Annotated in this window: 16 protein-coding genes; 13 read left to right on the plus strand and 3 right to left on the minus strand. The window is 68.7% G+C overall.

Annotated features, from left to right (window positions below; genetic code table 11):
* The first annotated feature begins 155 nt into the window (after nucleotides 1-155).
* Complete coding sequence (locus OG735_RS33020) at nucleotides 156-578, plus strand: RNHCP domain-containing protein (RefSeq protein ID WP_327326797.1); 423 nt, start codon at nucleotides 156-158, stop codon at nucleotides 576-578.
* Between the two features lie 130 nt (nucleotides 579-708).
* On the opposite strand, the gene OG735_RS33025 is transcribed toward OG735_RS33020, so the two are convergent.
* Nucleotides 709-1284: a TetR/AcrR family transcriptional regulator gene (locus OG735_RS33025; protein ID WP_327326798.1), complete on the minus strand. Its 576-nt coding sequence runs from the start codon at nucleotides 1282-1284 to the stop codon at nucleotides 709-711.
* A 265-nt stretch (nucleotides 1285-1549) separates the two neighbouring features.
* On the opposite strand from OG735_RS33025, the gene OG735_RS33030 reads away from it, so the two are divergent.
* Complete coding sequence (locus OG735_RS33030) at nucleotides 1550-2311, plus strand: SDR family NAD(P)-dependent oxidoreductase (RefSeq protein ID WP_327326799.1); 762 nt, start codon at nucleotides 1550-1552, stop codon at nucleotides 2309-2311.
* 190 nt (nucleotides 2312-2501) lie between these two features.
* Nucleotides 2502-3905 carry an aminotransferase class I/II-fold pyridoxal phosphate-dependent enzyme gene (locus OG735_RS33035; protein WP_327326800.1) on the plus strand — a complete coding sequence of 468 codons (1404 nt, stop codon included), beginning with the start codon at nucleotides 2502-2504 and terminating at the stop codon, nucleotides 3903-3905.
* Between the two features lie 793 nt (nucleotides 3906-4698).
* Here the strand turns inward: OG735_RS33035 and OG735_RS42100 are convergent.
* Nucleotides 4699-4929, minus strand: a complete 231-nt coding sequence (locus OG735_RS42100) for a hypothetical protein (RefSeq protein WP_442812530.1) — start codon at nucleotides 4927-4929, stop codon at nucleotides 4699-4701.
* A 421-nt stretch (nucleotides 4930-5350) separates the two neighbouring features.
* On the opposite strand from OG735_RS42100, the gene OG735_RS33040 reads away from it, so the two are divergent.
* The 3 genes from OG735_RS33040 (at nucleotide 5351) to OG735_RS33050 (ending at nucleotide 7895) form a co-directional block, all read left to right on the plus strand.
* Entirely contained in the window at nucleotides 5351-5785 is a 435-nt protein-coding gene (locus OG735_RS33040) for a hypothetical protein (protein ID WP_327326801.1), read from the plus strand.
* Complete coding sequence (locus tag OG735_RS33045) at nucleotides 5782-5916, plus strand: hypothetical protein (RefSeq protein WP_327326802.1); 135 nt, start codon at nucleotides 5782-5784, stop codon at nucleotides 5914-5916. The genes OG735_RS33040 and OG735_RS33045 overlap by 4 nt, the downstream gene beginning before the upstream one ends.
* A gap of 167 nt (nucleotides 5917-6083) precedes the next feature.
* Complete coding sequence (locus tag OG735_RS33050) at nucleotides 6084-7895, plus strand: trypsin-like serine peptidase (RefSeq protein ID WP_327326803.1); 1812 nt, start codon at nucleotides 6084-6086, stop codon at nucleotides 7893-7895.
* 115 nt (nucleotides 7896-8010) lie between these two features.
* Here the strand turns inward: OG735_RS33050 and OG735_RS33055 are convergent, their stop codons facing one another.
* Nucleotides 8011-8991 (minus strand): YhjD/YihY/BrkB family envelope integrity protein, encoded by a 981-nt coding sequence (locus OG735_RS33055; RefSeq protein WP_327326804.1) that lies wholly within the window; start codon nucleotides 8989-8991, stop codon nucleotides 8011-8013.
* A gap of 215 nt (nucleotides 8992-9206) precedes the next feature.
* Between OG735_RS33055 and OG735_RS33060 the strand changes: the two genes are divergently transcribed.
* From OG735_RS33060 to OG735_RS33090, 7 genes are all read left to right on the plus strand, one after another.
* Nucleotides 9207-9905, plus strand: a complete 699-nt coding sequence (locus OG735_RS33060) for a GAP family protein (RefSeq protein ID WP_327328535.1) — start codon at nucleotides 9207-9209, stop codon at nucleotides 9903-9905.
* 172 nt (nucleotides 9906-10077) lie between these two features.
* Nucleotides 10078-10536 carry a DUF6325 family protein gene (locus OG735_RS33065; protein WP_327326805.1) on the plus strand — a complete coding sequence of 153 codons (459 nt, stop codon included), beginning with the start codon at nucleotides 10078-10080 and terminating at the stop codon, nucleotides 10534-10536.
* Between the two features lie 66 nt (nucleotides 10537-10602).
* Nucleotides 10603-10890 (plus strand): SHOCT domain-containing protein, encoded by a 288-nt coding sequence (locus OG735_RS33070; RefSeq protein ID WP_327326806.1) that lies wholly within the window; start codon nucleotides 10603-10605, stop codon nucleotides 10888-10890.
* A 33-nt stretch (nucleotides 10891-10923) separates the two neighbouring features.
* Nucleotides 10924-12306, plus strand: coding sequence for a chloride channel protein (locus OG735_RS33075; RefSeq protein ID WP_327326807.1), 1383 nt, complete (start codon nucleotides 10924-10926; stop codon nucleotides 12304-12306).
* Nucleotides 12307-12443: 137 nt separating this feature from the next.
* Complete coding sequence (locus OG735_RS33080) at nucleotides 12444-14030, plus strand: gluconokinase, GntK/IdnK-type (RefSeq protein ID WP_327326808.1); 1587 nt, start codon at nucleotides 12444-12446, stop codon at nucleotides 14028-14030.
* Between the two features lie 121 nt (nucleotides 14031-14151).
* A complete protein-coding gene (locus OG735_RS33085; protein ID WP_327328536.1) occupies nucleotides 14152-15066 on the plus strand; it encodes a cyclase family protein in 915 nt (304 codons plus the stop codon).
* A 146-nt stretch (nucleotides 15067-15212) separates the two neighbouring features.
* Nucleotides 15213-16793, plus strand: a complete 1581-nt coding sequence (locus OG735_RS33090) for a GMC family oxidoreductase (protein WP_327326809.1) — start codon at nucleotides 15213-15215, stop codon at nucleotides 16791-16793.
* Nucleotides 16794-16805 lie beyond the last annotated feature (12 nt).

The raw sequence follows: 16805 nt of genomic DNA on the forward strand, positions 1-16805 counted from the left end.
CGAGGCAGAGGTGGTGCGTGTATGCCCAGGGCCCAGCGGAACCGTTCTCGCGATCGAGGAAGGCCTCCCGCTCTCGCGGTATGAACTCCCTTGATGCGAGACGGCGTTCAGAGCTGACGCCCACCCCGCGCATCACACCAGGAGTCGTGTCCACGATGTCCCGCAGCACCTCACGCAAGACCCCGGGCAATGCCTCACGCAACACCCCGGGCAACACCTCCAGACGCGCCCGCACCGAAGCGCGTGCCCAGTCCTTCCGCTGCCTCCACTGCGGTCTCGACGTATCGATGACCGCAGCCGGTACCGGTCACCGCAATCACTGCCCCAACTGCCTGTGGAGCCGTCATCTCGACGACACCCCCGGCGACAGGGCTGCCGACTGCGGAGCCCGGATGGAACCTCTCGCCATCTCCGTCCGCGGCGACGGCGAGTGGGTGCTCGTCCACCGCTGCACCGGCTGCGGGGTGCTCCATGCCAACCGCACGGCGGGTGACGACAATGCCCTGCCGCTGACCCGGCTCGCGGTGCGCCCGCTGGCCCAGCCGCCGTTCCCGCTGGAACGGCTCGGCACTCTCTGAGGAGTGTCCGGATCTCGAACTGCCGCCCGCCCAAGGTCGATTGGTTCGAGATCCGGTCTCTCCGCGCCGTGGAAGAGCACGCTTCAGCCCTGTCCTCCTAAGAATTGACAGGTGCCAGACAATCGCCGCGTCAGTGCCGGTCGGTGCTCAGTCCGTCCAGGATGAGGTCGAGGAGACGTTCGGCCTGCTCACGCTGTTCGGGTTTTCCGGAGGCCAGAGCAATGCCGGTGAGGCCGGCGAACATGTCGGTCGCGCTGATGTCCGACCGGATGGTGCCGGCGCTTACGCCGGCGCTCAGGAGTGAGGTCAGGGCGGACAGCATCATCTCGTGGCTTTGGGCGTAGGGGTTGACGCCCGACTCGACGAGGGCCCGCAGGGCATCGGCCATGCCCAGTTTGGCGGTCGCGTAGTCGATGAAGCGGCCCATCCAGGCGCGCAGCGCCTCACGCGGCTCCATCGTGGCCAGAAGGTCGGGGGCGGCGTCGCACAGCCGGCTCAGCTCGTTGCGGTACGCGGCCTCGATCAGGATCTCCCGGGTCGGAAAGTTCCGGTAGAGGGTCCCGGTGCCTACGCCGGCTTCTTTGGCGATGCGCTCCAGGTGCGCGTCCAGTCCCTGCTCGGCGAAGACGCGCACCGCAGCGGAGAGGATCTTGTCCCGGTTGCGCTGCGCGTCGGCCCGCAGCGGGCGTCCTGTCTCTCTGGTCATCGGCGGTCTCCTGTTGTCCCCGGTTGCCAAGTGGAGGCGCATCCGCTTATAGTCAATGAAGTGGCGGCGCCTCCACTTCCACTGTAGGGCATCTGCTGCCCGCATTCGCTTCCCGGAAGGGGAAGGGCGCGCTCTCGCCCCGTATCTCCCCGCCGCCGCCGCGAGGCGGCCCAGCGCCTCCGCCTTGCCGCACGGGTGCGCGCCTGCGCGTTGTACCCACAGCGGAGCACTGCGCGGGAAACCAAGAACGTCATAGGAGAAGAAAATGAATCTCTCGCTCGAAGGAAAGGTCGCCGTTGTCACCGGCGGCGCGTCGGGGGTCGGCCTGGGTATCGCCCAGGAGTTCGTTGACCAGGGCGCCCGCGTGGTCATCACCGATCTCCAGCAGGCACAGCTGGACGAAGCAGTCGCGGTGATCGGACCGAACTGCTCCGGCATCGTCGCGGATGTCACGAATCTCGCGTCCATGGAGATGATGTACCGGGAGGTCAAGACACGGTACGGACGGCTCGACGCGGTCGTGGCCAACGCCGGCATCGGCGCTCACGCCCCGCTCGGCTCGATCACGGAGGAGCAGTTCGACCGGACCTTCAACGTCAATGCGAAGGGTGTCCTGTTCACCGTCCAACCGGCACTGCCGCTGCTGCCGTCCGGCGGAACGGTCGTCATCATCGGATCGACGGCTTCCATCCAGCCTCCGCGCGGGATGAGCATGTACGGCGGCGCGAAGGCCGCGGTGCGCGGTTTCATCCGGTCCTGGATCCAGGACATCAAGGGGGCGGGCATCCGGATGAACGTCCTCAGTCCCGGGGCGGTCGACACCGAGTCCCTCAGGCGCGCTCTGGAGATGGCGCAGGGAGCCGATCAGGTGGACGCCGCGATCAAGGCCATGGGGGAGGGCAACCCGACCGGGCGGATCGCGGATCCCCGCGAGATGGGCAAGGCCGCGGTGTTCCTCTCCAGCGATGCGTCGAGCTTCATCACCGGCGTGGAGCTCTTCGTGGACGGCGGCATGGCCCAGGTGTGAAGCACGGGCGCCCAGTACTTCGGCCTACAACCGAACGTTGTCCACCGCACGACGGGCCCCGAGAAGGCGGGCTGATCAGCCCCGGAGTGTCCCGAACGCCCCAGCCGTTGAACGCCGTCCCATCCCCTTCCGTATACCTGGGCGGCTCATGTGCTTCCGCATGGGCCGTTCCGGCAGGGGAGGCAGATCTATGGCCGGCAGCAATGTCACCGCACTCTTCCGCGCGTCCACCGCGCACAGCCCTTCGTACTTCACCCTGAACAGGGCAGCCGGCGGCGAGATCACGGACTTCTGCATCCCCTGCAATCCGTACTTTCCCACCCCAGTGATGTTCGATCAGCTCGGTAACCGCTTACGCGAGATCCTCACGTACTACCCGAGCAGCGCGGACACCATCACCGCCGAGCTGTGCCAGGTGCTCGGCCTCAACCCGCAGACCGTCGCCATGGGCAACGGCTCCACCGAACTGATCACCTGGATCGACCATTTGCTGGTCAAGGAGTCGCTGGCGGTCCCCGTCCCCACCTTCGGACGGTGGACCGACCAGCCGATGGAGACCGGCAAGCGTGTCGACATGCTCCTGCTGCCGGAGGCACGCGGTTTCGGCCTCGACCCCGAGTCCTTCGTGCAGTTCATCCGCAGCCGCGGCTCCCGCGCGGCGGTCATCTGCAACCCCAACAACCCCGATGGCGGCTACCTCCCCAAACAGCAGCTCCTCGCCATGCTCGACTCCCTCCAGGACCTGGACCTGGTCGTCGTCGACGAGTCCTTCCTCGAATTCGCGGACGCCGAACCGGAGCCGAGCGTCGCGGCGGAGGCCGTGCTGCGGACGAACGTGATCGTGCTGCGCAGTCTGGGCAAGAACTTCGGGCTGCACGGCGTGCGCTTCGGCTACCTCGTGTCGAATCCCAGCCTCGCCGCGAAGGTGCGTGCCGCACTGCCGAAGTGGAACCTCAACTCCTTCGCCGAGACAGTGGTGTTCATGCTGAAGGAGCACCGCCAGGAGTACGCCGAGAGCCTCCAGCAGGCCCGGCGCGACCGGCAGGAGATGACCTGGCGCCTCTCTCAGCTGCCCGGCCTCACCATCTACCCCTCGCAGGGCAACTTCCTCTATGTCCGCCTGCCGGAGGGTGTGGACGGGGCGGTCCTGCGGGACCGGCTACTCGCCGAACACGGCGTATTGGTGCGCGAGTGCAGTAACAAGGTCGGCAGCTCGAGCCGCTTCCTGCGCCTGGTGGTGCGTCCGCATCAGGACGTGATCCGGCTGATATCGGCGATGGAGCAGGTGCTGTACGGACAGCGCACCCAGGTGGCCGAACCGCCCCCGCAGCCGATGGCGCCGATGCTGGCCCAGGTGCCCGCGCCGCAGCAGCAGAGACCGCTGCAGCAGACGCCGATGCAGCAGACACCGATGCTCGCTCTGGCCCAGCAGCCGGTCGCCGCCCGGGGCCTTGCCCCGGCGGCCCGGCAGCAGAACTTGCCGCCTGCCGGCGCCATGCCCGCCGCTGTTCCCATGCCCGCCGGGTACGGGGAGACTTCCGCCGGCTACACCTCGGGCACGGCAGCGGTGGACCGCCTGATCGCCCAGGCCTAGGAGAGTCACCGCCCACGCCCACGCCCACGTCCGACTCCGGCTGCAGCGCCAGGCCATCAACAGCCTCGGCACCGCACTTGACGGCCTGATGAGCGCCAAGGCGGACAGGGCCGACAGCGACGAACCGCCGCCCTGCGTCGCTTTCGTCCGCTGACGTTGCCGTCAACTACTGCCGTCAGACACCACTGCAGCCCCACCAGTCACCCTGGCGGGGCTGCAGATTCAAGCGGTTCTTAGCGGACTGAAATAATGATATCCCGGCCGGACGCTAAGCTACGCACCCTCCGGTTCACACAATGCGTAATATGCATTGTACATTCGAGCCAGATCAACGGGACTCTCTCGAACCTCCAGGAACTCGACCAGGAGGGAGAATAGGCATTCCGTTGCGCGGCTATCCTCGTCTTGTCCGAGGTTGTTCGGTCGTCTGATTCCTGCGCCAGGGAACGCAGCCTCAAGGATGAGTGCATTCCAGCGGAGGCTCGTGTCGTGCCCCCGGCGGACGATGAGCCATTCGGTGAATCCGCGCAGGAGACCGCCGGCGCAGCCCAGATCAAGGCCTAGAAGGAACGTAACACTTTGAGTGAATGAACCATCCAGGCCAAAGAGGGCAGGTCGCAGGCGAATTCCCTGGACCAGATCTTTATCATGCATCGCAGCTCTCAGAATCCGAAGTTGATGGCATCGCCGTAGTCCCATTGCGCCTTGTACTCGGCAATTGTTTCACCAGCCCTGGGTGTGAAGGCATCGTAGACTCGCCCATCCTTCACTACGACCCAGTGGTGGATCCAATTCATTGTGTCTGTTTCCGACAGGGGCCGAAAGACCTGGGAGGATTGAACCTGACGAGGTCGCCTCCGCCAAGGCTGCGCTCGGCGACAGCCTTTTCCTTGGTCAGGAAAAGCTGCACATCCGCGTCCGATCCCTGCAGCGCAAGTTCGGCCGCGGCTTTGGCAGCAGGCCCCCCCCTTGCTGCCATATCTGCACCAAGAAAACCCGCCTGGTCATGGCGGGTTCGCCACATATCGGCCAGCCGAGCATAGCCCTGTAGCCCCGCTCTCCCGAACGTAAAAAAATGGAGCGAGAGATTCCGTAGGACGCTGGTGAGGGCTTCCGCGTTTAGTCGGCAGGGGCAATGTTGCTGACTTGTTATCGGTGATTTCGGTTGAAGGTCCGGGATGAATGGGTGATAAGTTCCGTGAAGGCCCTGGGGGAACGGGTCTTCTTTGCGGCTGCCGTTGCGCCGCACCTTTCGGAAGGAAGTCTCTGGTGAAATTCCGCGCACGTGGAATGCTGCTTGCCGGTGTTGTGGGCACCGTCAGACGACATCGCCGACTGGATCCGGCAGACCGCCCTGCGCACTCTGCTGTCCCGCCGACTGGAAGAAGGCCGATCTCCTGGCTGCCGGGTACTTCACGGGGGGTTCCGCCAATGGCAAGTGGCACATGGACCTGGTCGTGCGCTGGGTCGACGGCGAGGTGACCCAGTACACGCATGTGGATCAGCAGGGCTTCCACGAGGAGAAGACGCTGGCGAAGACGGCGGCGTGGCAGAACGCCAAGCTCGTGACCACGGGCCGCTTCAACGGCGGCACTCTGCGGGACGATCTGCTCGTGGTGTGGAACAACGGGACCGTCTCCCTCTATCCCGACCTCAACACCAACGCTGTCCGCAAGGAGGTCCAGCTCGCCAAGGCGGACAAGATCTGGACGTACGCGGACCAGATCAGTGCGGGCGAGTTCACCGGGGCCAAGACCAGTGATCTGCTGGTCCGCTGGAAGGACGGCGAGACCACCATCTACCCGGGCGTCGACACCAGGGGCTTCCACGGCGAGACGAAGATCGCCCCGCCAAATCCCCCTGGACCAACGCCGAGTTGATCGCGACCGGGGCCCACTCCGGTGACCGCACCCGCCACGACGTCCTCGTCCGCTGGAACGACGGAAGGCTCACCCTGCACCCCGGCGTGGACGCCGCCGGCACGCACAGCGAGGTGCAGCTCGTCGGCTGACCTCGCCCGCCCCGTGCCTCCGGTCACCGCTCTCTTCCGCAGCCGTCGCACCCAGACCCTTCGTGCCTGATTCCGCCCACCCGCGGCGCCTTCGCCCACACCTCTCCCACCTGATGGAGTTCCCCCTTGCGCATACCTTCCCTGCCCCGCCTCACCGTCTCCCTGGCGTGCTGCGCCCTGGCCACCGTCGTCACAAGCCCCGCCTCCATGGCGGCCGACCGGCCGTCACCCGCACCCACGAGTCCATCGCCCGGTGCTTCCCCGCGGCAGCGGACCGGGCGGGCGCGCCGGCGCGGCCGGACGACGACAGCTGGTCGGTAGCCGAGGCGCTGCAGTTCTGGACACCGGAGCGCATCGCATCCGCCACCGATCCTTCCGGCCGCCCCGGCGCCGGCCTGCCGGGGCGGGGTAGGTCACCACGCGCCCGAGCGGACGTGGGGCAGCAGTTTGCGGGCATCCCCTCCGTCGGCATCCTCTTCACCGTCGGCGCCGACATGCGGACGCACTACTGCTCCGCCAGCACGGTGCAGAGCAAGGGACGCAACCTCATCCTGACGGCAGGTCACTGCCTCAATACCAAGGCCGTCTTCGTGCCGAAGTACGACCCGGCCAAGAGCCTCGCGCAGCAGCCTTACGGCATCTGGCCGGTTGACGAATGGTTCGCCGACAAGCGATACGTGAAGAACAGCAGAGGCCCGGAGTCCGACCTGGACTACGCGTTCGCCCGGGTCAAGCCCAACGGCACCAGGAACCTGCAGGACGCCGTCGGCGGCAACACGCCCGCCCGTCCCGCCACATCGGAGAACGCCGTCACCACCATCGGCTATCCCAATGTCGGCCGAAATCCGCAGGACCGGCCCGTCCAGTGCACCAGCCGCACCCAGGCGCTGCCGGACTTCCACCAGATGCGCATCGACTGCGCAGGCATGTGGGACGGCGTCTCCGGCGGGCCGTTCTTCTCCACCCTCGACCGTGCCAAGGGCACAGGCGAGATCATCGGCAACGTGGGCGGCTGGAACGGCGGCGGACCGGGCGTACCCACCACCCACCCGGCGTACAACCGCATCACCTACAGCCCGGTGTACGGCGATCGGTTCTTCCAGCTGTACGACGATGCCGACAACGGCCGCCACAGCGACTTCGGCCCCTACGTCCAGCCGGCCCTGCCCTTCGCGATGGGCGGCTGGGAGCAGTGGCAGAACGCCAGGCTGCTGGCCACCGGGGACTTCACGGGCAACGGGAGCGGCGACCTGCTCGTCGTGTGGGCCGACGGATCAGTCGTTCTCTACCAGGGCAGCGGTGCCGGCGACCCGAAGCGTCCGTTCTCCGCCGCCCACCGGCTCGCCGCCCCAGGAAGCATCTGGAAGAACGCGCGAGCCATCAGCGGCGGAAGGTTCACCGGCAGTGGCACGGACGGGCTCGTGGTGCGCTGGAGCGACGGTGAGCTGAGCGAGTACCGACACGTCGACAAGACGGGCTTCCACGACGAGAAGACTCTGGCCAAACACAAGAACTGGCAGAACGCCAGGCTCATCGCCGTCGGCCGGCACACCCCGGGTGCGCTGCGGGACGACCTGACCGTTGTCTGGGCCAACGGCTCCGTCGGGATGTACGCCGACGTCGACAGCAAGGCGGTGAGCAAGGGCACCTTCCTGGTGAAGCCGAACAAGACGTGGCCGCTCGCCGCACAGATCACCGCCGGGGAGTTCACCGGCAGGAACACCGGCGACCTGCTGGTGCGCTGGGTGGACGGTGAAACCACCATCCACCCGGGCGTCGACACCGCCGGCATGCACGGCGAGATCAAGATCCGAACCCCGAAGTCCCCGTGGACCCGCGCCGCCGTCGTCACTGCCGGGGCCTTCGGCTCGGACATCCGCCGCAACGACGTCCTGGTCCGCTGGACCGACGGTACCGTCACCGTGCACGCGGACGTCGACAAGGCAGGTCTGCACACGGAGGCTCCGATCGTGCGGTGAACGCCCCGCACCCGCCGGGCTGTCAATTCAATCCGAGCCGGGCTGCGCGGGCGAAGCCGTCGCAGCCCGGGCCCGCGGACAGACCCGAGGGCCGCCCCAGGAGCAGAAGCCGTTGTCAAGTGCCTTCAACCTTCTGCCAGGTGGGCGGTGGACTGCCCAGGTGACGGGCCAGGAACGGTTCCTGGGCCGCGACGGCTCCCGCGCAGATGCTGATGGCGACCGCCACGCAGACGATGATCAGCCATGAGAGCAGTACGAAGACCGAGCCGACCGACCCGTACTCGGAAAGGGCGCGATTGAGCGCCCGGGGCATGTAGAAACGCGCTCCGATCGACAGAAAGGTCACGGCGATCGCAGTGATGACGGCTCCGGGCAGCAGGGGTGGCCACCGGATCAGGCCGCCCAGCAACAGGTGCTGGGTCCACCACCAGAGCGCGGTCTGGGTCAGCACCGTGACCGGGACGCCAAGCCACAGCCCGGCGCCGAAACCGTCGCGCAGCGGCGCCTGCACGATCAGAACCGCCAGCCAGATCCCGATCCATGCCAGCCACCGCCAGGCGGCGATCCCGGTTCCCGCCCTGGGGATCTCCCAGGCCCGCTTGCACAGCCGCTGCATCGCCCGGCTGACGGCCGTGGCGGAGAGCAGCAGCATGAGCGCGCCCACCACACCGGTGGCCTCGCGCAGACTGTCGGTACCGGACTGATACACCTGCGCCAGCTCGTCGTTCGCGGCGCCGCCGAGCCCGAAGACCGCGCGCACGGAGCTGATCAGCTGATTGCGCACCGCCTCCGGTGCGAAGGACCCGACGACGAAGAGCAGCGGGACCGCGGTCAGAAAGCACTGCGCCGCCAGCCGGGTGGCGGAGTCGAAGATGTTCACCGACACCATCCGTGCGGCCAGATGCGAGATGACCGGGAAGCGGGCCTCGGCCCGCGTGTGCAGCCACTTCGCGGTGGCGACCAGCTTCCGGGACCGGACCTGCCACCAGGACGGCCGGAAGACGGAGCCAGGACGGCGGTCCGCCGCGCCCTCTTCCCCGGCGTGCGTCCCCTTGCGCGGCCGCCCCCGGACGTCCTCGGGCTCACTGGGAGGCATCAGCCGGCGGGTACGGCACCCGGGCTCTGTGAACGGCCCCCTGCCTTCCACGGCACCCGTACGGAATGCGTCATGGCGCTGCTCCTTCCCTGCGTCCAGGGTGGGGGACGGAGTGCGCGGCGGCATCTCCGGCAAGCCGGCAGCTCGGTGACCAAAAGGTGTCGCTTCCGCGTCCTGTGCATAGCCTCGTGATGTCGCCACACGATTGGGTCGCCATGGTCATCGACCTGCTCCTCATCGCGCTGGCCATCACGCTCGACCCTCTGCCGATCATGGCTTTTGTCCTGGTGGTGTCGTCCACGAGGGGTGCGTGGAAGGGGCTGGCCTTCATCCTGGGCTGGCTGGCCTGTCTCGTCGGTGTGATCGCTCTGGTACTCGCGCTGACCGGCGGACAGCCCCCGCCGCCCAGATCTCCGCCGTCCACGGCGGCGCTCGCGGCCAAACTCGCCATCGGCCTCGCGCTGGTGCTCTACGGCGAACACCGGCGACGGCGGCTTGGAGAGGCTCACAAGCCGGCGTCCGGGTCCGCCCGCAAGTCGCCTCGTAAGTCTTCCCGTTCCCCGTCGTCCCCTTCCACGACCTCCCGGATGGACCGCAGCTCGGCCTGGGCGGCGGCGGGACTTGCCGTGTTCCTGCAGCCCTGGGGCATGGTCGCCGCGGGGGCGACCACGGTCATCGAGGCCGACCTGTCGCACTTCTCGTCGTATCTGGCGCTGTTCGGCTTCTGCATCCTCGCCACCTCGAGTCTTCTGGCCGCCGAGCTGTATGTGGTGTTCGCACCGGAGGCGGCCCAGGCCCGGCTGATGAAACTGCGCGCTTGGCTCGAAGGCCACCAGGAGCCGGCGATCGTGGTCATCTGTCTGTTTCTCGGCCTGTGGCTCACCGGGAAGAGCATCTACCAGCTGACCAGCTGACCAGCTGACCAGTTGACGCGGCAGGCGCCGCCAGGTCTCAGGAAGTGCGAAGCCTTCCGCCGGGTGTTGCAATGGCCTGAAAGGGCCGCTCCGTCGCCGTCTGTCGCGGCGAGCGCCGCCGGACATGAGCGGTGGTCGAGGCCCGTACCCCACGCGCTCGTGAGGAGTGGCCATGGGCGACGACATCGAAGAGATGGGCCCCGTCGACTACCTGGTCGTCGAGTTCCCCGGCAACCGCATGACGGGCGAGGGCTTCCCCCTGCTCGTCGATCTGGTCGATCGCGGCATCATCCGCATCCTCGACCTCTGCTTCATCCGCAAGGACAGCGATGGCTCGGTTACCGCACTTGAACTGACGGATCTCGGGGACGGGCTCGACCTGACGGTCTTCGAGGGTGCCTCGTCCGGGCTGCTGGGCCAGGACGATCTCGACGAGGCCGCGACCGCGCTGGAGCCGGGCAACTCCGCCGGAATCCTGGTGTACGAGAACCTCTGGGCGGCACCCTTCGCCCGAGCCATGCGGCGCAGCGGTGCGCAATTGGTGACGAGCGGCCGAATTCCCGTCCAGGCCCTGCTGGCCTCCCTGGACGAGGTCGAGGCGACGGCCCCCGGCGGCCCCGCCGCCGGCTGAAGGCAACGGGCCCATGGACCGTCCCTGCGGCGGTCCGCCCGCACCCACCGTGGGAGATGAGTGAACATGCCCGGACTTATTCGTGGCGTCGCCCGCACCGCCGTCGTCGCCGGAACCGCGACCGCGGTGTCCAACCGCGTGTCGCGGCGCCAGGCGGGTCGGTGGGCGCAGCAGGACGACCAGCAGCAGCAGCCGCAGGCCACGGCACCCGCTCCGGCCCCAACGCCGCCCGCTCCACCCGGCGACGACATGAGCAACAAGATCGATCAGCTCAAGCAACTGGGCGACCTGAAGGCCCAAGGGGTGCTGACCGAAGAGGAATTCGCGGCAGAGAAGCGCAAGATCCTTGGCTGACACCGGAGTTGGGGACCGGGGAAGGACGACCCCATGACGGAGCCGAGCCCGCGACCAGCCGCGTCCGGCGGTGGAACGCAGCCGGAGGAGGCGGACCGGCTGCGCGACATGCTGCGCACCCCGACCTACCTGAAAACGCTCGGGTTCAGCGCCCTCATCGGTCTTCCGGTGTCGCTCGCCGCGTTCTGGTTCCTCGTCGGGCTCCACCAGCTGGAGCATCTGATGTGGGCCAATGTGCCGCAGGCCCTGGGCTGGGACGCCCCGCCGTGGTGGTGGCCGCTGCCCCTGCTGCTCGTCGCCGGCATCCTCGTCGGCCTGCTGGTCACACATCTGCCCGGCGCCGGCGGCCACATCCCCGCCTCCGGACTGCACGCGGGGGGCTCCTCGGCCGCGGCGCTGCCCGGAGTGATCCTCGCGGCCGCGGTCAGCCTCCCGCTCGGCGCCGCCCTGGGGCCCGAAGCCCCGCTGGTCGCCCTCGGCGGGGGCCTGGCGCTGCTCTTCAGGAATCTCGTCCGGACGCCGGCCACCCCGCAGAGCAAGGCACTCCTGGGCGCGGCCGGAGCCGCGGCGGCCGTCTCGACGATCTTCGGCAACCCGCTGATGGCCGCGGTGCTGCTCATGGAGATGGCGGGGGTCGGCGGACCGCAGCTGTTCGCGGTCATGCTGCCGGTTCTGCTGTCCAGCGGGGTGGGTTCGCTCGTGTTCACCGGCTTCGGCCGCTGGACCGGCCTCTCGACCGGCGGTCTGTCCCTGAAGCTGGGCGAACCGGTTCCCCGTATCGATACCGGTGACGTGTTCTGGTCGGTGCTGATGGCTGTCGCGATCGGTGTCTTCGTGCATCTGATTCTGACCGGAGGCCGGCTGGCCGCCGTGTTCGTCTCGATGCGCCCCGTCGTCCACACCGCCGTCTGCGCGCTGGCCGCCGGAGTCTGCGCCTCCGTGTACGCGCTCACCACCGACCTGTCACCTGCGGACGTGGCCTCGTCCGGTCAGGCCACGCTGACCCGGATGGCCGCCGATCCGCACGCCTGGGGGGTCGGTGCCCTGATCGCCGTACTGATCTGCAAGGGCGCGGCCTACGCGCTCTGTCTGGGCAGCCTGCGAGGCGGACCCATCTTTCCCTCCCTGTTCCTGGGCGGCGCGATGGGTGTGCTGCTCGCGCCCCTTCCGGGTCTGGGGGTCGTACCGGGAATGGCCGCGGGCATGGCGGCCGCCGCGACCAGTGCCCTGCGGCTGCCGGTCAGCAGCGTGGTGCTCGTCGGCCTGCTGCTCGGCAAGACCGACTTGATCCCCGTGGTGATTCTGGCGGCCGTCGTCGCCTTCGTGACCACCGAGCTGCTGCCTCCCGGCCGCGCTGTTCCGCCGGTGGTCAAGCCCGCCGTATCGCCGGCCGCCAGCGTGGCCAGCCCCGCCTGAGGGTGGCGGCGTGCGGCCGCCGAACAGCCGCCGAGACATGAAGCGGACACTATGGATCGTGATGGGAGGCGTCGTGATCGTTGTCGCCGGATTCGCCATCCGGGCGCTCTGCGCGGCGCCCCGTCCTTGGAGGGCTGATGACCGGGGCACTCCCGGCTCCGACGGGTGACGCGGCCGCCGGGGTGCCCGATGCCCTGGTGCTTGTCGTCGGCGTGGCGGGATCGGGCAAGTCCACGGTGGCGCGGCTGCTCGCCGACCGGCTCGGCTGGCCCTACCGGGACGCGGACGATTTCCATCCCCCGGCCAACCGCGCCAGGATGGCGGCCGGTCAACCGCTGACCGACAAGGAGAGGCGGCCGTGGCTGAACGCCATCGCCGCCTGGATGGACCAGGAGATCGCGGCGCGGCAACCGGCCGTGGTCACGTGCTCCGCGCTCAAGCGCGACTACCGGGACCAACTGCTCGGCGGACGACCCGTGCGCCTGGTGTACCTGCACGGTTCGCGGCAGCTCATCCGCTCCCGACTGGTCGCCCGGCACGGCCACTTCTTCCAGGCCGGACTGCTGGACAGTCAGTTCGCGGATCTCCAGGAGCCGGAGCCCGACGAACACCCCTTGGTGGTGGAGATCGACCAGCGGCCGGAAGACGTCGTCGAGGCCGTTGTATCCCTGCTGCGCGCGGACACCCCACCGGTTCCCCCGCGGACCGGCGCGCCGACCGTAGGCACCGTACCGAGTGAGGAGCTGCGCATGCCCCCCAGCGCGACAGACGAACACCGGACAGACGAACACGCGACAAGACAACACGCGACGGGAGAACAGTGGCAGCTGCGCCACGCCGAGCAGACGGCCGTCGTGGTCCAGCTGGGCGCCGCCCTGCGCCACTACGAGGTGGACGGCCGTCCGCTGCTGGACGGATTCACCGCCGACGCACGGATCACCGGCGGCCGAGGGCAACTTCTCGTTCCCTGGCCCAACCGGGTGGGCGGCGGGCGCTACCACTTCAATGGCCAGGATCTGCAACTCCCACTGACCGAGCCGGAGAAGCGCAACGCGATCCACGGACTCCTCCGCTGGACCCCGTGGGAGCTGCTCGCCCGCAGCGACGACGGAGTCAGGGTCGGCACCACGCTCTTCCCGCAGCCGGGCTATCCCTTCCTGCTGGAGGTCGTCGCCGAGTACCGGCTGGGGCCGCAGGGGCTCGAGGTCGCCGTGACCGCGACCAACGTGGGGGACACCGCGGCACCTTATGGCGTGGGCCAGCACCCTTATCTGACCGTGGGCACGGACCTGGTGGACACGGCGCTGCTGACCGTACCCGCCCGCTACCGGCTGCGCACCGACGAGCAGAGCCTGCCGGTCGGCCGGGAACCGGTCGAAGGCACGGCGTACGACTTCCGCGTCGCCCGGCCCATCGGCGAGCAGCAGCTGGACACCGCGTTCACCGGACTCGACCGGGACCCCTCCGGCCGGGCCGTGGTGCGGCTGGCGCACCCCTCGGGGCTGCGCGGCATCGACGTACGGCTCGGCGAAGGCACCCGGTACGTCCAGGTGTACACGGGTGACACCCTGCCCGAGCCCGGGCGGCGGCGCCGCGGTCTCGCCGTGGAAGCGATGTCCTGTCCGGCGGACGCTTTCCGGAGCGGTACGGATCTGACCACCCTGGAGCCGGGCGCCAGCCATGTGCTGCGGTGGGGCCTCGGCCCCTGGGAGACCACCGGTTGAGGCGGCGCCGCTGTCGCGGGCCCGGACCGGCCGCCCGACAATGAGACGCCGGACGCCCGAATCGTCGGCGGGAGGCAGCATCCCCATGGCCCCGTACACCGAACCCTCACCCCCGCAGCCCATGACCGCGGACGCCTTCCGGCAGCTGTACGAGCACCTGCGCGACGGCGCCCGGCGCAGTCCCGACGACCGGCGCGGAGCACTCAACCACCTGACGCCCGAGCGGGTGGTGGCAGCCGCCGCCGAGGTCAGGTCCGGGCGCACGGTGTCCCTCGCCTCGCCCATCGAGACCCGGCCGGGCCCGGACAATCCCGAGCCCGCGGAGCATCGGATGACCGGACCCGCGCCCGGTGACATCGGCGCGGACGGGCTGCACTTCGCCCTCGACCGGTTCGCGATGAACGTGCACGGGGACGCGGACAGCCATCTCGACGCGCTCTGCCATGTGCTGCTCGACGGCGAACTCTACAACGGGGTGCCGGCGAGCACTGTGACGCGGGACGGCGCCGGTTCGCTCTCCCTCGACGTGGTACGGGACGGCATCATCGGCCGCGGCGTACTGCTGGACATCCCGCGGCTGCGCGGGGTGCCCTGGCTGGAACCCGGCGACCATGTGACGGCCGACGACCTGACCGCAGCCGAGGCCGCCCAAGGGGTCCGGGTCGGGCCGGGGGATCTACTGCTCGTCCGGGTGGGGCACCGGGGAAGGCGCCGGGAGCTCGGGGCCTGGGACGCGGCGCAGGCCCGGTGCGGCCTCCATCCGACGGCGATGCGGTTCCTGGCCGAGCGGCAGGTCGCGGTGCTGGGCGGGGACGGCAACAACGACACTGCCCCCAGCGCGGTGGCGGAGATCGCCTTTCCCGTGCATGTGCTGGCCATGCACGCCTTGGGAGTGCACCTCATGGACTACCTGCAGTTCGAGGAGCTGGCTCCGGCGTGCGAACGGGCCGGCCGCTGGAGCTTCCTGTGTGTGGTCGCGCCGCTGCGGCTGCCGGCGGCCACCGGCTCGCCGGTGAATCCGATCGCCGTTCTCTGACCGCGTCCGCTCGGTGGCTCCCCGGTCGCCGCGAACCGAAAGGGCGGTTACGTTCGAAAAGGCGGAATGGTTCCTTCGTCTCCGCAGTGTGATGTGACAGGTCCCGGCGAGAGGGCAGGGCCGCGAGAGCAAGGACGGTGGTCGCCGTGGGCGACTCCCCGCACTATGACGTCATCATCATCGGCAGCGGCGCCGGCGGCGGTACGCTTGCCCACCGGCTCGCTCCCTCCGGCAAACGGGTGCTCATCCTCGAACGCGGTGACTATCTCCCGCGTGAGCGGGACAACTGGGACTCCACCGCCGTGTTCGTCAAGGGCAAGTACCGGGCCCCGGAATTCTGGTTCGACAAGCACGGCAACGAGTTCCCGCCCGAGGTCAACTACTACGTCGGAGGAAACACCAAGTTCTACGGCGCCGCCCTCTTCCGGCTGCGGCCCGAGGACTTCGGCGAACTCCGCCACCACGACGGCGTCTCGCCCGCCTGGCCGATCCGCTACGAGGATCTGGAGCCGTACTACACCCAGGCCGAGCACCTCTATCTCGTACACGGGCGGCACGGCGAGGACCCCGGCGAAGGGCCGGCGAGCGCGCAGTACGCGTACCCGCCCGTCGAACACGAGCCACGCATCCAGCAGTTGAGCGACGACCTGGAGAAGCGGGGCCTGCATCCCTTCCATCTGCCCATCGGGGTCAACCTGACCCAGGACAGCAATGGGCGGGCGACCCACTCCAGCGTCTGCATCCGCTGCAACCGCGTCGACGGATTCCCGTGTCTGGTGCGCGGCAAGTCCGACGCCCAGGTGATCTGCGTGGAACCCGCCCTGCAGCACCCCAACGTCGAGATGATCACCAATGCCCGAGTGGTCCGGCTGGAGACCGACGCGGCCGGACGCAGCGTCAGCACGGTCGTCACCCGGAACGCGGACGGCTCGGAGGACCGGTACGCGGCGGACATCGTGGTCGTCGCCTGCGGGGCGGTCAACTCCGCCGCTCTGCTGCTGGCTTCGGCCAACGACCGGCACCCCCGCGGGCTGGCCAACAGCTCCGACGTGGTCGGCCGTTTCTACATGCGGCACAACAATCTGGCCCTGATGGCCGTGTCGAAGGAACCCAACGACACACAGTTCCAGAAGACCCTCGCCATGAACGACTGGTATCTGGGCGCGGACGACTGGGACTACCCGCTGGGCGGAATCCAGATGCTCGGCAAGTCGGACGCCGAACAGATCCACGGCGAGGCCCCACGCTGGGCCGGAGCGGTCTCGCCCGACATGCCCTTCGAGGTGCTGGCCCATCACGCCGTCGATTTCTGGCTGTGCGGCGAGGACCTTCCGCTGTCCGACAACCGCGTCACCCTGGACGGCGACGGCAGCATCCATCTGGCCCTCGACGAGAAGAACAACGTGGAAGGCCTGAAGCGTCTGCAGCACAAACTCCAGGGCATGCTCGGTCACTTGGGCATGCACGAGCACCGGTTGCTGTCCCACAGCATCTATCTGCACAAGGGCATGCCGATCGGCGCAACCGCGCACCAGGCCGGCACCGTCCGGTTCGGCGACGATCCGGCCGCCTCCGCCCTGGACGTCAACTGCAAGGCCCACGACCTGGACAACCTCTACGTGGTCGACACGAGCTTCTTCCCGAGCATCGGCGCGGTCAACCCGTCCCTGACGGCCATCGCCAACGCCCTGCGGGTGGGCGACCACCTCATGGAACGGCTGAGCTGACCGCCGGGCCGG

Source organism: Streptomyces sp. NBC_01210 (genome assembly GCF_036010325.1).
Classification (GTDB): domain Bacteria; phylum Actinomycetota; class Actinomycetes; order Streptomycetales; family Streptomycetaceae; genus Streptomyces.

What these genes read in the sequence shown, in the direction of transcription:
- OG735_RS33020 (WP_327326797.1), top strand. Translation starts at nt 156, where the DNA reads ATGTCCCGCAGCACCTCACGCAAGACCCCGGGCAATGCCTCACGCAAC.
- OG735_RS33025 (WP_327326798.1), bottom strand. Translation starts at nt 1,284, where the DNA reads ATGACCAGAGAGACAGGACGCCCGCTGCGGGCCGACGCGCAGCGCAAC.
- OG735_RS33030 (WP_327326799.1), top strand. Translation starts at nt 1,550, where the DNA reads ATGAATCTCTCGCTCGAAGGAAAGGTCGCCGTTGTCACCGGCGGCGCG.
- OG735_RS33035 (WP_327326800.1), top strand. Translation starts at nt 2,502, where the DNA reads ATGGCCGGCAGCAATGTCACCGCACTCTTCCGCGCGTCCACCGCGCAC.
- OG735_RS42100 (WP_442812530.1), bottom strand. Translation starts at nt 4,929, where the DNA reads ATGTGGCGAACCCGCCATGACCAGGCGGGTTTTCTTGGTGCAGATATG.
- OG735_RS33040 (WP_327326801.1), top strand. Translation starts at nt 5,351, where the DNA reads ATGGACCTGGTCGTGCGCTGGGTCGACGGCGAGGTGACCCAGTACACG.
- OG735_RS33055 (WP_327326804.1), bottom strand. Translation starts at nt 8,991, where the DNA reads ATGCCTCCCAGTGAGCCCGAGGACGTCCGGGGGCGGCCGCGCAAGGGG.
- OG735_RS33060 (WP_327328535.1), top strand. Translation starts at nt 9,207, where the DNA reads ATGGTCATCGACCTGCTCCTCATCGCGCTGGCCATCACGCTCGACCCT.
- OG735_RS33065 (WP_327326805.1), top strand. Translation starts at nt 10,078, where the DNA reads ATGGGCGACGACATCGAAGAGATGGGCCCCGTCGACTACCTGGTCGTC.
- OG735_RS33070 (WP_327326806.1), top strand. Translation starts at nt 10,603, where the DNA reads ATGCCCGGACTTATTCGTGGCGTCGCCCGCACCGCCGTCGTCGCCGGA.
- OG735_RS33075 (WP_327326807.1), top strand. Translation starts at nt 10,924, where the DNA reads ATGACGGAGCCGAGCCCGCGACCAGCCGCGTCCGGCGGTGGAACGCAG.
- OG735_RS33080 (WP_327326808.1), top strand. Translation starts at nt 12,444, where the DNA reads ATGACCGGGGCACTCCCGGCTCCGACGGGTGACGCGGCCGCCGGGGTG.
- OG735_RS33085 (WP_327328536.1), top strand. Translation starts at nt 14,152, where the DNA reads ATGACCGCGGACGCCTTCCGGCAGCTGTACGAGCACCTGCGCGACGGC.